14 protein-coding genes are annotated in these 14,735 nt (G+C 36.9%); 7 read left to right on the forward strand and 7 right to left on the reverse strand.

The window, feature by feature from the left end; genetic code table 11:
• The first annotated feature begins 33 nt into the window (after positions 1-33).
• The 6 genes from RAH34_RS19385 (at position 34) to RAH34_RS19410 (ending at position 5,544) form a co-directional block, all read left to right on the forward strand.
• Positions 34-1,386: an AAA family ATPase gene (locus RAH34_RS19385; RefSeq protein ID WP_114821195.1), complete on the forward strand. Its 1,353-nt coding sequence runs from the start codon at positions 34-36 to the stop codon at positions 1,384-1,386.
• Between the two features lie 84 nt (positions 1,387-1,470).
• Positions 1,471-2,574: an FAD-binding oxidoreductase gene (locus RAH34_RS19390; RefSeq protein ID WP_306597212.1), complete on the forward strand. Its 1,104-nt coding sequence runs from the start codon at positions 1,471-1,473 to the stop codon at positions 2,572-2,574.
• A 17-nt stretch (positions 2,575-2,591) separates the two neighbouring features.
• The gene (locus RAH34_RS19395) at positions 2,592-3,083 is read left to right on the forward strand and encodes a hypothetical protein (RefSeq protein WP_306597213.1); all 492 of its coding nucleotides are present in this window, start codon (positions 2,592-2,594) and stop codon (positions 3,081-3,083) included.
• A gap of 144 nt (positions 3,084-3,227) precedes the next feature.
• The gene (prfB, locus tag RAH34_RS19400) at positions 3,228-4,340 is read left to right on the forward strand and encodes a peptide chain release factor 2 (RefSeq protein WP_114821192.1); all 1,113 of its coding nucleotides are present in this window, start codon (positions 3,228-3,230) and stop codon (positions 4,338-4,340) included.
• Between the two features lie 87 nt (positions 4,341-4,427).
• Positions 4,428-5,123 carry a DedA family protein gene (locus RAH34_RS19405; protein WP_110009261.1) on the forward strand — a complete coding sequence of 232 codons (696 nt, stop codon included), beginning with the start codon at positions 4,428-4,430 and terminating at the stop codon, positions 5,121-5,123.
• Between the two features lie 184 nt (positions 5,124-5,307).
• A complete protein-coding gene (locus tag RAH34_RS19410) occupies positions 5,308-5,544 on the forward strand; it encodes a hypothetical protein (RefSeq protein WP_306597214.1) in 237 nt (78 codons plus the stop codon).
• Between the two features lie 330 nt (positions 5,545-5,874).
• On the opposite strand, the gene RAH34_RS19415 is transcribed toward RAH34_RS19410, so the two are convergent.
• The 3 genes from RAH34_RS19415 to RAH34_RS19425 are packed head-to-tail and all read right to left on the reverse strand — an operon-like array spanning position 5,875 to position 8,698.
• The gene (locus RAH34_RS19415; protein ID WP_306597215.1) at positions 5,875-6,744 is read right to left on the reverse strand and encodes an alpha/beta hydrolase; all 870 of its coding nucleotides are present in this window, start codon (positions 6,742-6,744) and stop codon (positions 5,875-5,877) included.
• Positions 6,745-6,795: 51 nt separating this feature from the next.
• The gene (locus RAH34_RS19420) at positions 6,796-8,187 is read right to left on the reverse strand and encodes a serine hydrolase (RefSeq protein WP_306597216.1); all 1,392 of its coding nucleotides are present in this window, start codon (positions 8,185-8,187) and stop codon (positions 6,796-6,798) included.
• Positions 8,188-8,215: 28 nt separating this feature from the next.
• On the reverse strand, positions 8,216-8,698 hold the full coding sequence (locus tag RAH34_RS19425) for a tetratricopeptide repeat protein (protein ID WP_306597217.1): 483 nt from the start codon (positions 8,696-8,698) through the stop codon (positions 8,216-8,218).
• Between the two features lie 155 nt (positions 8,699-8,853).
• Here RAH34_RS19425 and RAH34_RS19430 point away from each other — a divergent pair, with 155 nt between their 5' ends.
• Positions 8,854-9,738: a DUF808 family protein gene (locus RAH34_RS19430; RefSeq protein WP_306597218.1), complete on the forward strand. Its 885-nt coding sequence runs from the start codon at positions 8,854-8,856 to the stop codon at positions 9,736-9,738.
• 137 nt (positions 9,739-9,875) lie between these two features.
• On the opposite strand, the gene dnaJ is transcribed toward RAH34_RS19430, so the two are convergent.
• The 4 genes from dnaJ to RAH34_RS19450 all read right to left on the reverse strand — a co-directional run bounded on the left by dnaJ (position 9,876) and on the right by RAH34_RS19450 (position 14,630).
• On the reverse strand, positions 9,876-10,994 hold the full coding sequence (gene dnaJ / locus RAH34_RS19435) for a molecular chaperone DnaJ (protein WP_306597219.1): 1,119 nt from the start codon (positions 10,992-10,994) through the stop codon (positions 9,876-9,878).
• Between the two features lie 98 nt (positions 10,995-11,092).
• Complete coding sequence (locus RAH34_RS19440) at positions 11,093-11,632, reverse strand: nucleotide exchange factor GrpE (protein ID WP_373427995.1); 540 nt, start codon at positions 11,630-11,632, stop codon at positions 11,093-11,095.
• 224 nt (positions 11,633-11,856) lie between these two features.
• Positions 11,857-13,191 carry an Nramp family divalent metal transporter gene (locus tag RAH34_RS19445; RefSeq protein ID WP_114821186.1) on the reverse strand — a complete coding sequence of 445 codons (1,335 nt, stop codon included), beginning with the start codon at positions 13,189-13,191 and terminating at the stop codon, positions 11,857-11,859.
• A 113-nt stretch (positions 13,192-13,304) separates the two neighbouring features.
• The gene (locus RAH34_RS19450) at positions 13,305-14,630 is read right to left on the reverse strand and encodes an OmpA family protein (protein ID WP_306597221.1); all 1,326 of its coding nucleotides are present in this window, start codon (positions 14,628-14,630) and stop codon (positions 13,305-13,307) included.
• Positions 14,631-14,735 lie beyond the last annotated feature (105 nt).

Genomic DNA, 14,735 nt, shown 5'->3' on the forward strand with positions numbered 1-14,735 from the left:
ATACATTAAATTTGATAGAATTAATCAACAGTTATGAAGCTAATTGAACTGGCAGAAGAATTAAATGTATCTGCAGAAGCCATCAAACAGTTTATTCAGGATTTTGATCTTGAACTGGTAGACTGTGTCAGTACAAATTTTGACGTAAAAGAAGATTTTGAAAAATTTGCCCGTGAGAATGTAGATTTTTTAAGACTATATGAAAAAGATCTTGATAAAAATAAAACACTCGAGCAGATTGCCGAAGTCATTAAGCAGCCAAAAGATAAGGTGGAAAAGGTGATCAAAGACAATAATCTCAATATTTTCGATAATGGTTTTTTCAAATCTTCCATATCAAGCTATGGAATTGATAACAAACTTGGAGGGAATTATCAGTTTGTCTACGATTATTTTGGGCATAAAACCAGTCTTCAGCAAAGAGATTTTATTGGATACAGAGACCTTTTCTTTTATACCTCCACTGTTTTAGAACCCTTCCTGAATCCGCAGCAGATCAAAGACTGGGGTATCAATAAACCTGCAGGGATTATTCTGTACGGACCTCCGGGAAGCGGAAAGATATTCTGGGCCAATAAAATTGCTGAAATCATCGGATATCAGTTTAAAGAAGTTAAAAAACATTATTTGGGAACTTCGCTGATTGACGGAAATGAGATCAATTTCAGTGATTTCCTGCTGAGTATGATGAAGGAAAACAAAATGCTGCTTTTCATGGATGATTTCGATGAAATTATGATGCAGAGAAGGGCAGAGACAGATGTTGCTTCCTGTAATCTTGAAGCTCAGGAATTGATTCTTCACTACATCGGAAAATTTGAAAAAGAAGGCGTTCTGATGGTAGGTTCTGCCAATTCCGTTTCAGAAATTGACGAAGAAATTCTTGCTCCGGGAAGATTTGATGTGATGATTCCCATATTTCCACCCAATGCTTCAGAGCGTTCAGAAATTATACTTTATGCCATGACCAGAGGGCTGGAAGAAGATTCTTTACTCTACAAAATACTTAAAAATAACAAAGCCGATAAGGTTCCTTTCTGGCATGAAATCTCTTCAAAGATGAAAGCTTTCAGTAACACAATGCTGATAGACTTCACTCAAAGCTTAAAGAAAAGAATTAAAAACCTTTATCAGAGAACCAGAAACGAAAAGCTGAAAATTGATCAGAAACTCTTAGAGAGTGCGTTGAGGGATGCCGGGTCAAAACTTACCGAAGAATATCTGGATCAGGTAGCGAGATTTCTTGCAGATGCCATTATCAATAACTTTGATGACTTCAGGTTTAGGATTCAGGCTCTGAAAAATGAACTGGAAACCTACAGAGTTGTCGAAGAGCCGCAAAGAGCAATCGGATTTCAGCATAATGAAGAAGGAGATAAAGGATAAACTGTTTAACGTTCAAGGTTTAAAGTTCAAGGTTTAAAGTTTAAGGTTTTATAAAAATTACTCATTACCTATTACTCATTATTTATGAACAGTATTTGGGAATTGGATACATTCTACAGAAAAAGAGACATCATCATTATTGGTGCGGGGTTTTCCGGGCTTTGGACAGCCATATCCATAAAGGAGAAGTATCCTGAAAAATCTGTTCTCATTATCGAGCGGAATACAATTCCATTGGGTGCTTCCACAAGAAATGCCGGGTTTGCCTGCTTTGGAAGTCTTACCGAAGTGATTGCCGATTCTGAGAAAATGGGCTGGGAGAAAACATTGGATCTGGTTACAATGAGATTTGACGGGCTTCAGAGAATTCAGCATTATTTTAAAAATAGTGAAATCGATTTTGAATTGAATGGAGGTTACGAAATTGTAAATCATGAAGAACCTTTATCCCATATTGATGTTGTCAATGAAAAGCTGAAAGCAATAACCGGCTTGGATCAAACCTATACTTTAAAACAGAATAAAATAAAGGAATTCGGACTCGGAAAATCTGAATTCCTGATTGAAAATCCCTTTGAAGGAAGTCTGCATTCAGGAAAATTATTACAAAAGCTTTTAGAAAAGTGTCATGAACTTAAAATCGAATTTTTATTTGGTACGGAAGTTCAGCATATTGAAGAAAAAGACAACGTTGAGGTTCATGTTTCAACAGATCTTTCTGTAACAGCACACCAACTCATCTATTGCACCAATGCATTCACTTCAAAGTTCCTGAAAAAAGAAAATATCATTCCTGCCCGCGGACAGGTTCTCCTGACAGAACCTATAGAGGGATTGAAGCTTAAGGGAACATTTCATTATGATGAAGGCTACTATTATTTCAGGAATGTAGGAAACCGGATACTGCTGGGTGGCGGAAGAAATCAGGATTTTAAGACAGAAGAAACAACTGCTTTTGAAACAACAGAATTTCTGCAGAATCATTTAGAAAACTTTTTAAAAGAGGTTATACTTCCCAACGATGAGTTTAAAATTGCCCTTCGCTGGTCGGGAATAATGGCTATGGGAGACGAAAAATCGCCCATTGTAAAACAACTTTCAGAAAGACAGTTTTGCGCGGTAAGACTTTCAGGAATGGGGGTGGCCCTGGCTCCGAAGATAGGTGAAATGGTGGCAGAAATGATATAATTACAACGTTGAGAAACATGAAATACTTACCCTTTGAACGTATTACTTACAAAACAAATTTGTCTGAAAAGGAAGTTTTAACAAGACTTTCTGGTTTTGTAGAACCCAAAAAATTTGGTTTGGGGAAAAATTATATAAAAGAATATGAAGGAACTGTGAATAATAATAGCTTTGAAATAAGCAGAGTGATTCAGTACAGAAACTCATTTCTTCCTCAGATCAACGGTAAAATTCAAAATGAAAATAATGGAACCCAAATACAGGTGACCATGTCGCTACATGCATTTGTCTTCTTTTTCTTAATAGTCTGGTGTTCATTTGCCATGATTTTCTTCATAGGTGTTTCCATAAGAGCTATAAGAGAAAAAGAAATATCGGTAGAACTTTTTCTTCCTCTGGGTATGCTTCTGTTTGTCTACGCTTTAACTATAATGGGGTTCAAATCGGAAAGTAAACGAGCAAAAGAATATCTTAGAAGAAGCTTTGATGCCGAAATAGTAAAGGAATAGTTTCTCCTAAAGCAGATTTTGAGTCTCTGTTAAATTTCCAAAAAAATCCAATATCCCAAAAACTCGAATCCCGAACCCCGAAAACTAACAACCCGCACCTCTCCACTCTAAAAGAATTCCTTATTTTTGCAAAAAGAAACATTCGTGATTAACAACGACCAGATAAAAGAAGTTCAATCCAGAATTGAAGACTTACACAGATACCTTCAGATTGAAAAAAAGAAGATTGAAATTGCCAATGATGATGAAAAAACTGCGGCACCAGAATTTTGGGACAATCCAAAAACGGCTGAAGCATTTCTAAAACAGCTTCGTTCCAAGAAAAAATGGGTAGAAAGCTATGACGAAATTCAGACACAGTTTGAAGATTTACAGGTTTTGGCTGATTTCGCTAAAGAAGATCCGGATTCTGAAAAAGAACTGGATGAGACTTTCCCGCAATTGGTGGAAAAAATTGAAGACCTGGAATTCAAAAATATGCTTTCCAACGAAGGGGATGAGCTTTCCGCAGTGCTGCAGATTACAGCAGGAGCAGGTGGAACAGAAAGTTGCGACTGGGCAGCTATGCTGATGAGAATGTATACGATGTGGGCAGAAAAACAAGGCTATAAAATCCGTGAACTGAACTTCCAGGAAGGTGATGTAGCAGGTGTGAAGACTGTCACCCTTGAAATTGAAGGTGAATTCGCTTTTGGATATTTACGAGGCGAAAACGGAGTACACCGTTTGGTAAGGATCTCTCCTTTTGATAGTAATGCAAAACGTCATACAAGTTTTGTTTCCGTATATGTTTATCCATTAGTAGATGATACGATTGAAATCAATATCAATCCTGCCGATATCAGCTTTGAGACCATGAGAGCTTCCGGAGCTGGGGGACAGAACGTAAACAAGGTAGAAACGGCTGTACGTCTTCGTCACGCACCAACAGGAATTATCATTGAAAACTCAGAATCCCGTTCTCAGCTTCAGAATAAAGAAAAGGCAATGCAGCTCCTTCGTTCGAGACTTTACGAAATGGAACTGGAAGAACGTATGAAGGCAAGAAATGAGATTGAAGCCAACAAAATGAAGATCGAGTGGGGAAGCCAGATCAGAAACTACGTCATGCATCCTTACAAGCTGGTAAAAGATGTACGTTCCGGTCATGAAACTTCAGATGTAGATGCCGTAATGAACGGAAATATCACTCCATTCCTGAAAGCATTCTTAATGGCAGATGGAACGGCTGTTTCCGATGATGACATGGACTTATAAAAATCATATTTGAATTTTTAGTTAAAATCTTATAATTAATTTTTGTTTCAGACATTTTAGACTTATTTTTGTTGTTCATCGATATTTATGGAAGATTTCAATAGCTGGAAGGATTTATTAAACCCGGAGTTTTACATTAAAATGGGAGGGTTTTGGCTGATTTTGTTTATTGTTTTTGCTGAAACAGGTCTTTTTGTAGGATTTTTTCTACCTGGGGACTCACTACTGTTCGTTTCGGGAATTTATGCTGTTGAAATCATCAAAGAGACTTTTGGCTCTACAGGGAGCGATTTCTTAGATACTACACTTTTAGCTTCCGGAGTGGCTCTTGCTGCTATCATAGGAAATGAAGTTGGATATTATTTCGGGAGAAAAGCAGGTCCAGCTTTATATAAAAGACCAGATTCAATGCTTTTCAAGAAGAAATACCTTTATCAGGCACACGATTTCTTTGAAAAACATGGAGCATTAGCTGTTATTATGGCAAGATTCTTACCGGTTGTAAGAACTTTTACGCCTATTGTAGCAGGTATTGTAAAGATGGATAAAAAGGAGTTTTTAAGAGATAATATTATTGGAGCTGTATTATGGTCATTCATTTTGATCTTTGCAGGCCACTATCTGGATAAACTTTTCATGGAGCAGTTTGGAATCAACCTGAAAGAAAAACTGGAATACATCATTATCGTAATCGTATTGGTAACTACACTTCCGGTGATCATCAAATTTGTTTTCGGGAAAAAAGAAGACCTTTCCAAATATGAAGATCAGGACTTTGAATAGATAAAAGATTCAATCAAAGATATAGAGCCGTCTCAATTGTGAGATGGCTTTTTTATTGCTTATCAATAAATTTTTTAAACGCAAAGATTAATTTGTATTGAGTATTATTTTGAGAGAGCAAAGGTAGGAATCAATGAAATTGATTCTTTCTAAGCGTATGGATATATATTCGTAAACTTCATCAGTGACAAAGTCACGACTTCTTTGCTTTCTTACAATAAAGCGTTGTAATTATTTATCCTTTGCGTTTAATAATCAAAAAAATCTGTTAGACATCTTTACTTTTAACCTGAAAGAAAAACTGGAATACATCATTATTGTAATCGTATTGGTAACAACACTTCCTGTAATCATTAAATTTGTTTTCGGGAAAAAAGAAGACCTTTCAAAAAAATATGAAGATCAGACTTTGAATAAATAAGAAATTCAATCAAAGATATAGAGCCGTCTCAATTGTGAGATGGCTTTTTTGTGTATATAAGTATTTTTACCACGCAAAGCTCGCAAGGTTTATTATTATGATCTGTTACTTTTCGTTCGCAGGGGCGTTTCACTTAGCTAAGTAACTTACCTCGCTGAACGAAGTGCCTTTGAGACCGAGAGAATATAAGCCCTGCAATTTCTTTGCGGACATAGCGTTTTAAATATATCCACCAGACAAAAATTATTTTTTATGCTGGATATTAAAAAAAATTCTATGAACGGATTGTTTAAAATAGGAGTTTAATTATATGTCGAATTAAATAGGTAACTATTCTTTAATCCATTCCAGGATATTAGGATAAATAATACTGTCTCTTTTTCTTTTACTGAAAAATCTGGGTGCATGTCCGGCTCCTTTCATAAAGATGAATTTGTGTGGAACGTCCATTTTTGTAAGTGCTGAGTCCATTGCAATTCCCTGATGCTGATTGACCAATACGTCATTATTTCCCTGAAACAGAAGAGTAGGAACATTGGTAATATTCGCAATAGGGCTGGCTTCCTTAAAGGCATCAGAGATATTTTTCCGGTCAAACTTAGTTCCAACTACTTTTTGAAAAGTAGGAGAAGTGTATTTAGAATAAAAAGATTTAAGATATTGAGAGCTGTAAAAATCTGTAGGTCCGCTTAAAGAAATGATTTTTTTGATCTGCTCAGGATGCTGATATCCGTAAAGTAAGGCAAGATGCCCACCGGCACTTTCTCCCAGAAGAATATAATTGTTAGGTTGAAGTTCTGCTTTGTCCACTAAAGAATTGAATTTTTCGATGGCAAGTGCAATATCATCAAGCTGTTGTTTATAGGTGATTTTATCCTTGGCAGAAACCAATCTATAGTTCATATTGATACTTGGGATTCTGTTTTCAAAAAGCATTTTCTGAACCTGAATCATATGTTCTTTTTTACCTAGAGTCCACGCTCCGCCATGAACGATAAGTACTACAGGAGAATCTTCAGCGTAATCTTTGGGAAGAAAGACATCCATTTTCTGTCTTTTATGTTCTCCATATTTCAGATTGTAAATCTTCTGTTGTCCTCCGGGACCAACCCAAACTCTGAATTTCGTATTACAGGACTGCAGAAGGAAACCAATGCATCCCATGACGAAAAAATGATACCGGAGAATGAGCTTTTTCATTACTTAAATTTACGAAAAATTCTATTGAGTATGAAGCAAAAAAAGGTTTAATTAAAGCCTTTCCGCCGTTTTTGATGACAGTCCTTTTTTAATAGTAATGACACCTTTTTCACCTTCTTTGAAAATGAAAGAAATCTCAGTGTCATCATCCTGTAGGAAAAATGCATCTTCTTTTTCAGCTAAAATTCTGACCTTAGGATCTTTATTGTTCTGCATAAAAAGCTGTCCGTTTTCGTACAGAATATGAATAATACTATCATCGGGAAGCTGATAATCTCCCACATATTTTTTTAGTACATCTGCACTCAATACTGCTTCTTTCTTGGGTTCTGGGAGTGTGTATGGCTGTTCTAAGAGGGCTGCTAAAATAGTATTTCCTGCTTTCTCCAGTTTTTTACTCGTGATATTGTTCAGAAGGATAATACAGAGATCATCCTCCGGAAGCATCGCAAAATAACTTGTGGAACCCTCTATATTTCCACCATGGTTAATGAGTTTTTTTCCATAAAGATCATCAATGAACCAGCCATAACCGTAGCCGCTCAAAAAAGGAGTGGTTGCTTTTTTAAATGCTTCTTTGGAAACAATTTTATAATCTCTCAATCCGATATAGTAATTGTACAGATCTTCAACAGTACTGTAGATTTGTCCTGCAGGGCCGGTTAATGTAGAATTCCAAACCTGTGTTTTTTCCTGTTTTGTGTTTGAAATATAAGAATAGGGAACTGTTTTGTAAGGGCTTTTCAGAGCTAGGTAGTTAAAGCCGGTGTGAGTCATCTTCAGAGGATTTAGGATGAATTTTCTTACAGCATCTTCATAAGAAAGTCCTGTTATTTTTTCAATGATAACTCCCAATAAAATATACCCTGAATTGGTATAAGAAAACTGAGCTCCGGGTTCAAAATCCAGTGGTTCATTTTTAAAAAACGAAAGTTCCTGATCTTTGGTTATAGATTTTCCCGTGGGAAGCATGCTGAAGAACTCTTTATTGCGCAATACTTCATAAATTCCGGAAGTGTGGGTAAGGAGATGTTCGACCGTAATTTCATTTCCTCTGGGATAATCAGGAATAAACTTTGAGACGGGATCTTTAAAAGAAAGTTTTCCTTCTTCACTTAGCTTTACAATGACCAGGGCTGTGAAAGATTTGGTTAAAGAAGCAATCTGATATACACTTTTGTCCTGATTGGGAATCTTTTTTTCTGCATCCTGCCAGCCGTATGACCTTTCAAAAATGTTTTTGTTCTGATAATGGATCAAAGCAGTTCCATTAAATTTATTAATTGCTGCAAATGCTTTTATAATGCGGTCTATTTCTTCTTTCTTCTTATCCTTGTTAATCGTACTGAGATGATTTTCTGTCTGAGCTTTTAAAGCAGAGCAGAATGTGCCGACGAAAACAAACAAACATCCTAAAGCTAAAATATGAAATTGACGTTGCATAGGTATCAGATTTTAAAAACGGTTAAAATTAAAGGTTTTCAGCGTAGCGGCTCAAAGAAATATTGTATCTGGGCAAATGTTTGGAAAGGGCTTTCAATGCTAAAGATAGCGCTTCTTTGTATTCCCCTGCTGAAGAAAGGGACAACGCTAAAAAAGAATCTACAGCATCATTCAGTTCATCAGAATAATGGGCTTTTTCTTCCCTTAAAATATGAATGCTTTCTTCTATTTTTCCATTATTTCTTAAGGTGCTTGCCAGCTGAATTCTTGCTCTTCTTCTTCGTAAGCCAGTTAATCCTTTTTCTAATGCTGATCTGTACAGTGGTTCTGCTTCCTGCTCATGTCCAGTAGAGTCGAAAGCGCAGGCTCTTTCAAAATCGGCAATAGCCTGGGAATCCGTTTCTGTAAGTAATTCTACATGATTTTTAATTTGCTCAATAAACTCTTCACTGCTTATGGTTCCAAGTTTCAGCCATATATTTTGTAATTGGTTTTCCCAGTTTTTATCCATTCAATAGATTTTAAACAAAGATATAAAATATTGAAAGTGAAGGATTGTTGAAAGATTCTTATAATTTTCAAAATTATTGTTACATTATGAATCCAAAAACGGAATTAAATAATTATTTTTGCTGAACTTAACAAAGATTAAAAAATTATTAAAATATGGCATCAGGCTTTTTTGCAATTTTGGATGATATTGCAGCATTGATGGATGATGTAGCGGTTACCAGTAAGGTTGCTACCCAAAAGACAGCCGGAATTTTAGGAGACGACCTGGCTGTAAATGCAGAAAAAGCCACTGGCTTTCTTTCCTCAAGAGAAATTCCCGTTTTATGGGCAATTACCAAAGGATCATTTATCAATAAACTGATTATTCTTCCTATCGTTTTTTTACTTAATTGGTTGTATGCTCCGGCTATTAATTATGTGTTGATCCTTGGAGGATTCTATCTGGCTTTTGAAGGCGTTGAAAAAGTAATAGAGTTTCTTTTTCACCGTGACAAAAAGGGTCATGAAGTCATAGAACAAATTGAAGAAGATGAAAAAAGTTCTGAAGAAATTGAAAAAGAGAAAGTAAAATCGGCAATTACAACTGATTTTATTTTATCCATCGAGATCGTTATTATTGCTTTGGGAACCGTATTGGAAGAAAGTCATCCTTTCATTACGCAGATTTTAGTAACGAGCCTGGTTGCATTTATCGCTACTGTTGGAGTTTACGGAATTGTAGCTTTGATCGTAAGAATGGATGATGCTGGGTTTAAATTAATAAAGAAAAGTAAGGATAAAGGCTTTTTCGGGGGGCTTGGACATCTATTAGTGAAGGCTTTACCTATTGTTATTAAAATATTAGGAGTGGTAGGAACAATTGCTTTAATAATGGTTGCCGGTGGAATTTTTCTGCACAGAGTAGAATTTCTTCATGGTATACTTCCAACCTGGCCGGATGTTTTGAAAGAGCTTACGCTTGGAGTTACTGGCGGATTGGCAGCGGTTGCTGTCTTCACTTTAGGAAAAGGAATCTATTCCCTTGCAACAAAAAAATAAAACAGAATTAGAATTAAATAACCAAAAATCCTGTGCTCGAGAGAGTGCAGGATTTTTTATGATTAGGTTAAACATTGAATATAAAACTTTGAACGTTAAACAAAAAAAGAGACCTGTAAAAAGTCTCTTTTTCTATATTAATTGAATAAATCTTTTACTTTATCAAAAAAAGTTTTTTCCTTTCCGGATGGTTCTGCAACCATTTCTCCGCTGGACATCTGCTTTTCAAAGAATTCTTTCTGGTCTTTCGTAAGCTTCTGTGGAGTCCATACATTGATGTGGATAAACATGTCTCCTTTACCATAACTGTCGATGCTAGGAAGTCCTTTTCCAGCTAATCTCAGGATCTTTCCGGATTGTGTTCCCGGATCAACGGTAATTTTTACTTTTCCGCCTACGGTAGGAATTTCTTTCTTCGTTCCTAAAGCAGCTTCAGCAAATGAAACATATAATTCCTGGTGAAGATTATCGCCTTCTCTCTTGATCGTTTGATCTACTTCCTCTTCGATAATCACCAATAGATCTCCCGGAACACCTCCAAATGGAGCGTCATTTCCTTTTCCTCTTACATTAAGCTGAATACCGTCTCTTGCTCCTGCCGGAATATTGATCGTGATTTCCTCTTCATCTTTGATAAGACCCTGCGCATTGGCTCCTGCAGGAATTTTGTCGGCAACTTTCCCAATTCCCTGACAAGTACTACAAGTTGTCTGAGTCTGCATTTGACCAAACATGGTATTCATTACTTTTAACTGAACACCGGAACCATTACAGGTAGGACATGTTTTTGAAGTGGCACCTTCTGCCATCTTCATTTTCTTTACTTTAATGGTTTTCTGAGTACCGTTTACCATTTCTTCAAGGTTCAGCTTGATTCTGATTCTTAAATTAGAACCTTTCACCTGCTGACGGCCTCCGCCGCCACCACCGAATCCTCCGAAACCACCACCGAAAATATCTCCAAACTGGCTGAAAATATCTTCCATGTTCATTCCGCCTCCGAAGCCTCCGCCTCCGAAACCACCATTTCCACCCATTCCGGCATGTCCGAACTGGTCGTATCTCGCACGTTTCTGATCGTCGCTCAGAACTTCGTAAGCTTCAGCAGCTTCTTTAAATTTTTCTTCAGCCTCTTTATCCCCTGGATTTTTATCCGGGTGAAACTTGATGGCCATTTTACGGTATGCTTTCTTTATTTCGTCGGCAGATGCAGATTTGCTGATCTCAAGAACCTCGTAATAATCTCTTTTTGACATGACAATTTTATAATTGATTGTTGATAAATGATAAAAGATATTCTAAAGCTAATAAGTGAAACATTCAATTATCACTCACCATTTATCATTTATGAATTTTAATTTCCTGTTACTACTTTTGCAAAACGGATCACTTTATCATTTAAAGTATATCCTGTTTCAATAACGTCTACGATTTTTCCTTTCAAATCTTCCGATGGAGCTGGGATCTGAGTAATCGCTTCATGGAAATCAACATCAAAGCTGTCACCAGCCTTTACTTCCATTGTTTTTAGTCCTTTTTCGGTAAGTTTATTCTTGAATTTCTGATAGATAAGCTCTACACCTTGCAGATCAGCCGGATTTCCGTTTTTAGCGATTTCTTTTAAAGCTCTTTCAAAATCATCTAAAACTCCTAACATTGAAACCATCATTTCCTGATTGGCATACTGGAAGAATTCCATCTTCTCTTTGCTCGTTCTCTTTTTATAATTTTCGAATTCAGCATACAATCTGATGTAACGGTCTTTTTCTTCTGCCAAAAGTTCCTCCGGAGAAGGTGTAACTGCCACATTGTCCTGAGACGTTGCGTCATTCTGAACATTGTTTTCTTCCTGATTATTGATGCTTTCTTCGTTAATATCCTGGTTTTCCATAATTCAATATTTATTTACTGATTGTTTGACAAAGAGCCTGCCAAATCTAAAATCTGGACATTAAGGCAGAAAAAGCAGTAATGGTGAATCGTGAATACGTCAATCCGCTCCGCTTGTGAATTTGTTGTAGGAACGGATGAATAATTGACTTTGTGAAACAAAAATTGACTCTTGACCATTCACTAAAGAATGTCCAATAGTCAATTTTAAAACTATAGTTATATTTTCTATTCTCCTGTAAACGTCTGGTACAAAAGATACAGATTTAGAACAATGATGATGATGGAAATAATCCATACACAGACTTTCAGGAATGGTTTATTGACAAATTCACCCATTTTGGCTTTATCATTCGTAAACATTACCAGAGGAACAACGGCAAAACTTAGCTGCATGGAAAGAATAACCTGGCTTAAAACCAATAATTCAGTGGTTCCCTGTTCTCCATAAAGAATAGCAACAATAAGTGCCGGAATTACCGCAATAAGTCTGGTGATCAATCTTCTCAGCCATGGTTTTAATCTGATGTTCAGGAAGCCTTCCATGACGATCTGTCCGGCAAGAGTTCCTGTTAATGTCGAGTTTTGTCCGGATGCCAATAAAGCTATAGCAAATGCAATACTGGCCATAGAAGCTCCCAGAATAGGAGTCAACATTTTATAGGCATCATGAATATCCGCCACATGTTCGTTGCCTGTAGTATGGAATGTAGCAGCAGCCAGAATAAGGATTGCCGCATTGATGAAAAATGCCAGCATTAATGAAACGGTACTGTCTATGGTGGCAAACTTTATGGCTTCTTTTTTTCCTTCGGTATCGCGGGTATAATCCCGGGTCTGTACAATACTGCTGTGCAGATACAGATTGTGTGGCATTACGGTAGCTCCTAAAATCCCGATGGCAATATAAAGCATAGCAGGATTCTGAATGATTTCCTTTTGTGGAACCAAACCTCCCAGAATCTCATTAAAAGCAGGTTGCGAAATGATAATTTCATACACGAAACACGCCAGAATAATGAAGATAAGTCCTCCAACAATACTTTCAATCCAACGGAAGCCTTTTGCCTGAAGTAAAAGGATGATTAAAACATCTACTGTTGTGATGACAATTCCCCAGGTCAGCGGGATATGGAATAACAGGTTTAGTGCAATGGCCGAACCAATGACTTCAGCGAGGTCACATGCGGCAATGGCTATTTCACAGAATACCCAGAGCATAAAATTAGTGGTAGGACTGAAGTGGTCTCTGCAAGCCTGAGCAAGATCTCTTTCTGCAACAACACCAAGTTTTACAGACAAGTGCTGTAAAACCATTGCAAAAATATTGGAAATAAGGATAACCGAAAGGAGTGTATAACCGAATTGGGCTCCCCCGGCAATATCTGTAGCCCAGTTTCCTGGATCCATATACCCTACGGCAATCATCAGTCCTGGTCCTGCAAACGCAAGATACTTCCTCCAGAAAGTTGCATTTTTAGGGACTTTGATTGATGAATAAACCTCTGATAAGGAATGATTGGTTTTATCTTTTCGCCAGGCGCTTTTTATATTGAAATTCATAAATGTTAGAAATGACTAACAAATTTAATTAAATAAATGTAAACAGAAAAATGAACGCATAAAAAAATCCCGGAAATTGCTTTCCGGGATCTAATTTTTATTGAATCTAAAGATTATTTTGCAAATCTTACAGCCATTTTTCTGTCTGCAGCTCTTTCAGCATCAGAAGCTGTAGCATCAACTTTCGCAAATTTACTTCCATAGCCCTCAGCTTCTAAAACCTGAGCACCAACTCCTGCTTTTACTAAAGCAGCCTTGATGAATTCAGCTCTCGCTTTTGACAATTTTACGTTGTTAGCTTCATTTCCGGTTTTATCCGTATAGCCTCCGATTTTGATTTTCGCATCAGGGAAAGCCTTAAGGATCGCCACTAAGTTATCCAATTGACCTTGTGAACCGGCTTCTAGTTCAGTAGCACTTCCCATTTTGAAATTTACGTGATCGAAATCATACCACTTGTCTTTCAATGCTGCATCATCAGCCGCATTTTTGTAGTTTCCGGATTTCAGGAATGTAATCATCTGATCTTCCATTCCTCCTTTGTAACCTTTTAACATCACTCCATTAAGATCAATATCTTCATCTGTTTTAGCTGTTGCAGGAGCAGGTGTTACTGTTGTAGCAGCAGTATCCGTAGTTGTGCTGGTTGCTGTAGAATCAGATGTTGTGGTAGTGGTTGTGGTGGTTTGTTTTTTCTCACACTGCTTCCATAAGAAATAAGCCGCAGCGATCAATAATAAAAGCGGAAGCAACCATTTCCAGATTGAACCTCCGCCTTGATTATTATTGTTATTATTTTCAAATCTTTCTCTTACTTCTCTTGCTCCTTCTGAAACATTTTCTCTTGCTGTAGCAACACCTTCGGCGATGTTATCTTTTGCAGTAGAAGTTACGGAAGAAACTGTTTCTTTTGCCTGGCCAAACCAATTTTCAGCTCCTAATCCAAAGGAAGCCAAAGAAAGACCTGCCGGCAGTAAAGAAGAAATAATGCCTTTCTGATCATGCAGTAAGCTGGAAATACCTGAAGCACCCAAGTTATTGTCTGCTGCATATTTTCCAATAGTGCCTACTGTAGCTCCAGTCACCAGGTTTAACAAAGAACCTGCAGAGGTATTGCTGACTCCTGAAAAACTGGCAATCGAATTTACTAATGCACTTACTTTATCTCCAAAAATAGAAGACAACAAGTTTGAAATAATAGGACTGCTGGACGAACCACCCAATAAGTTTCCTAAAATTCCACTTGAAGAGGCTTGTGTAATAGCATCCACAACGCCAGGCTTATCTGCATTATTGGCTAATCCACCTACTACAGCAGGTAATAATCCGCCAATTGCTTTAGAAATACCGGATTCACTTTCTCCAAACTGTGATGCAGCCTGTGAAACCAATGCGGGACCTAATTGTCCTTTAATTAAATCAATGACATTTAAAGACATAATAATAAATTTTTTTGATTAATGTTGAGATAAATTTAAACAAAAATCCGTCCAAATGTCACTTTTTTTTGAATATTTCTTTAAAATTTAATGATTTTTTTCTAA

The sequence above is a fragment of the Chryseobacterium sp. WLY505 genome (assembly GCF_030846215.1).
GTDB lineage: Bacteria > Bacteroidota > Bacteroidia > Flavobacteriales > Weeksellaceae > Chryseobacterium.

Excerpts from the sequence above, each read along its gene's own strand:
- RAH34_RS19385 (WP_114821195.1), top strand. The coding sequence starts at position 34 with ATGAAGCTAATTGAACTGGCAGAAGAATTAAATGTATCTGCAGAAGCC.
- RAH34_RS19390 (WP_306597212.1), top strand. The coding sequence starts at position 1,471 with ATGAACAGTATTTGGGAATTGGATACATTCTACAGAAAAAGAGACATC.
- RAH34_RS19395 (WP_306597213.1), top strand. The coding sequence starts at position 2,592 with ATGAAATACTTACCCTTTGAACGTATTACTTACAAAACAAATTTGTCT.
- RAH34_RS19405 (WP_110009261.1), top strand. The coding sequence starts at position 4,428 with ATGGAAGATTTCAATAGCTGGAAGGATTTATTAAACCCGGAGTTTTAC.
- RAH34_RS19415 (WP_306597215.1), bottom strand. The coding sequence starts at position 6,744 with ATGAAAAAGCTCATTCTCCGGTATCATTTTTTCGTCATGGGATGCATT.
- RAH34_RS19420 (WP_306597216.1), bottom strand. The coding sequence starts at position 8,187 with ATGCAACGTCAATTTCATATTTTAGCTTTAGGATGTTTGTTTGTTTTC.
- RAH34_RS19425 (WP_306597217.1), bottom strand. The coding sequence starts at position 8,698 with ATGGATAAAAACTGGGAAAACCAATTACAAAATATATGGCTGAAACTT.
- RAH34_RS19430 (WP_306597218.1), top strand. The coding sequence starts at position 8,854 with ATGGCATCAGGCTTTTTTGCAATTTTGGATGATATTGCAGCATTGATG.
- dnaJ (WP_306597219.1), bottom strand. The coding sequence starts at position 10,994 with ATGTCAAAAAGAGATTATTACGAGGTTCTTGAGATCAGCAAATCTGCA.
- RAH34_RS19445 (WP_114821186.1), bottom strand. The coding sequence starts at position 13,191 with ATGAATTTCAATATAAAAAGCGCCTGGCGAAAAGATAAAACCAATCAT.
- RAH34_RS19450 (WP_306597221.1), bottom strand. The coding sequence starts at position 14,630 with ATGTCTTTAAATGTCATTGATTTAATTAAAGGACAATTAGGTCCCGCA.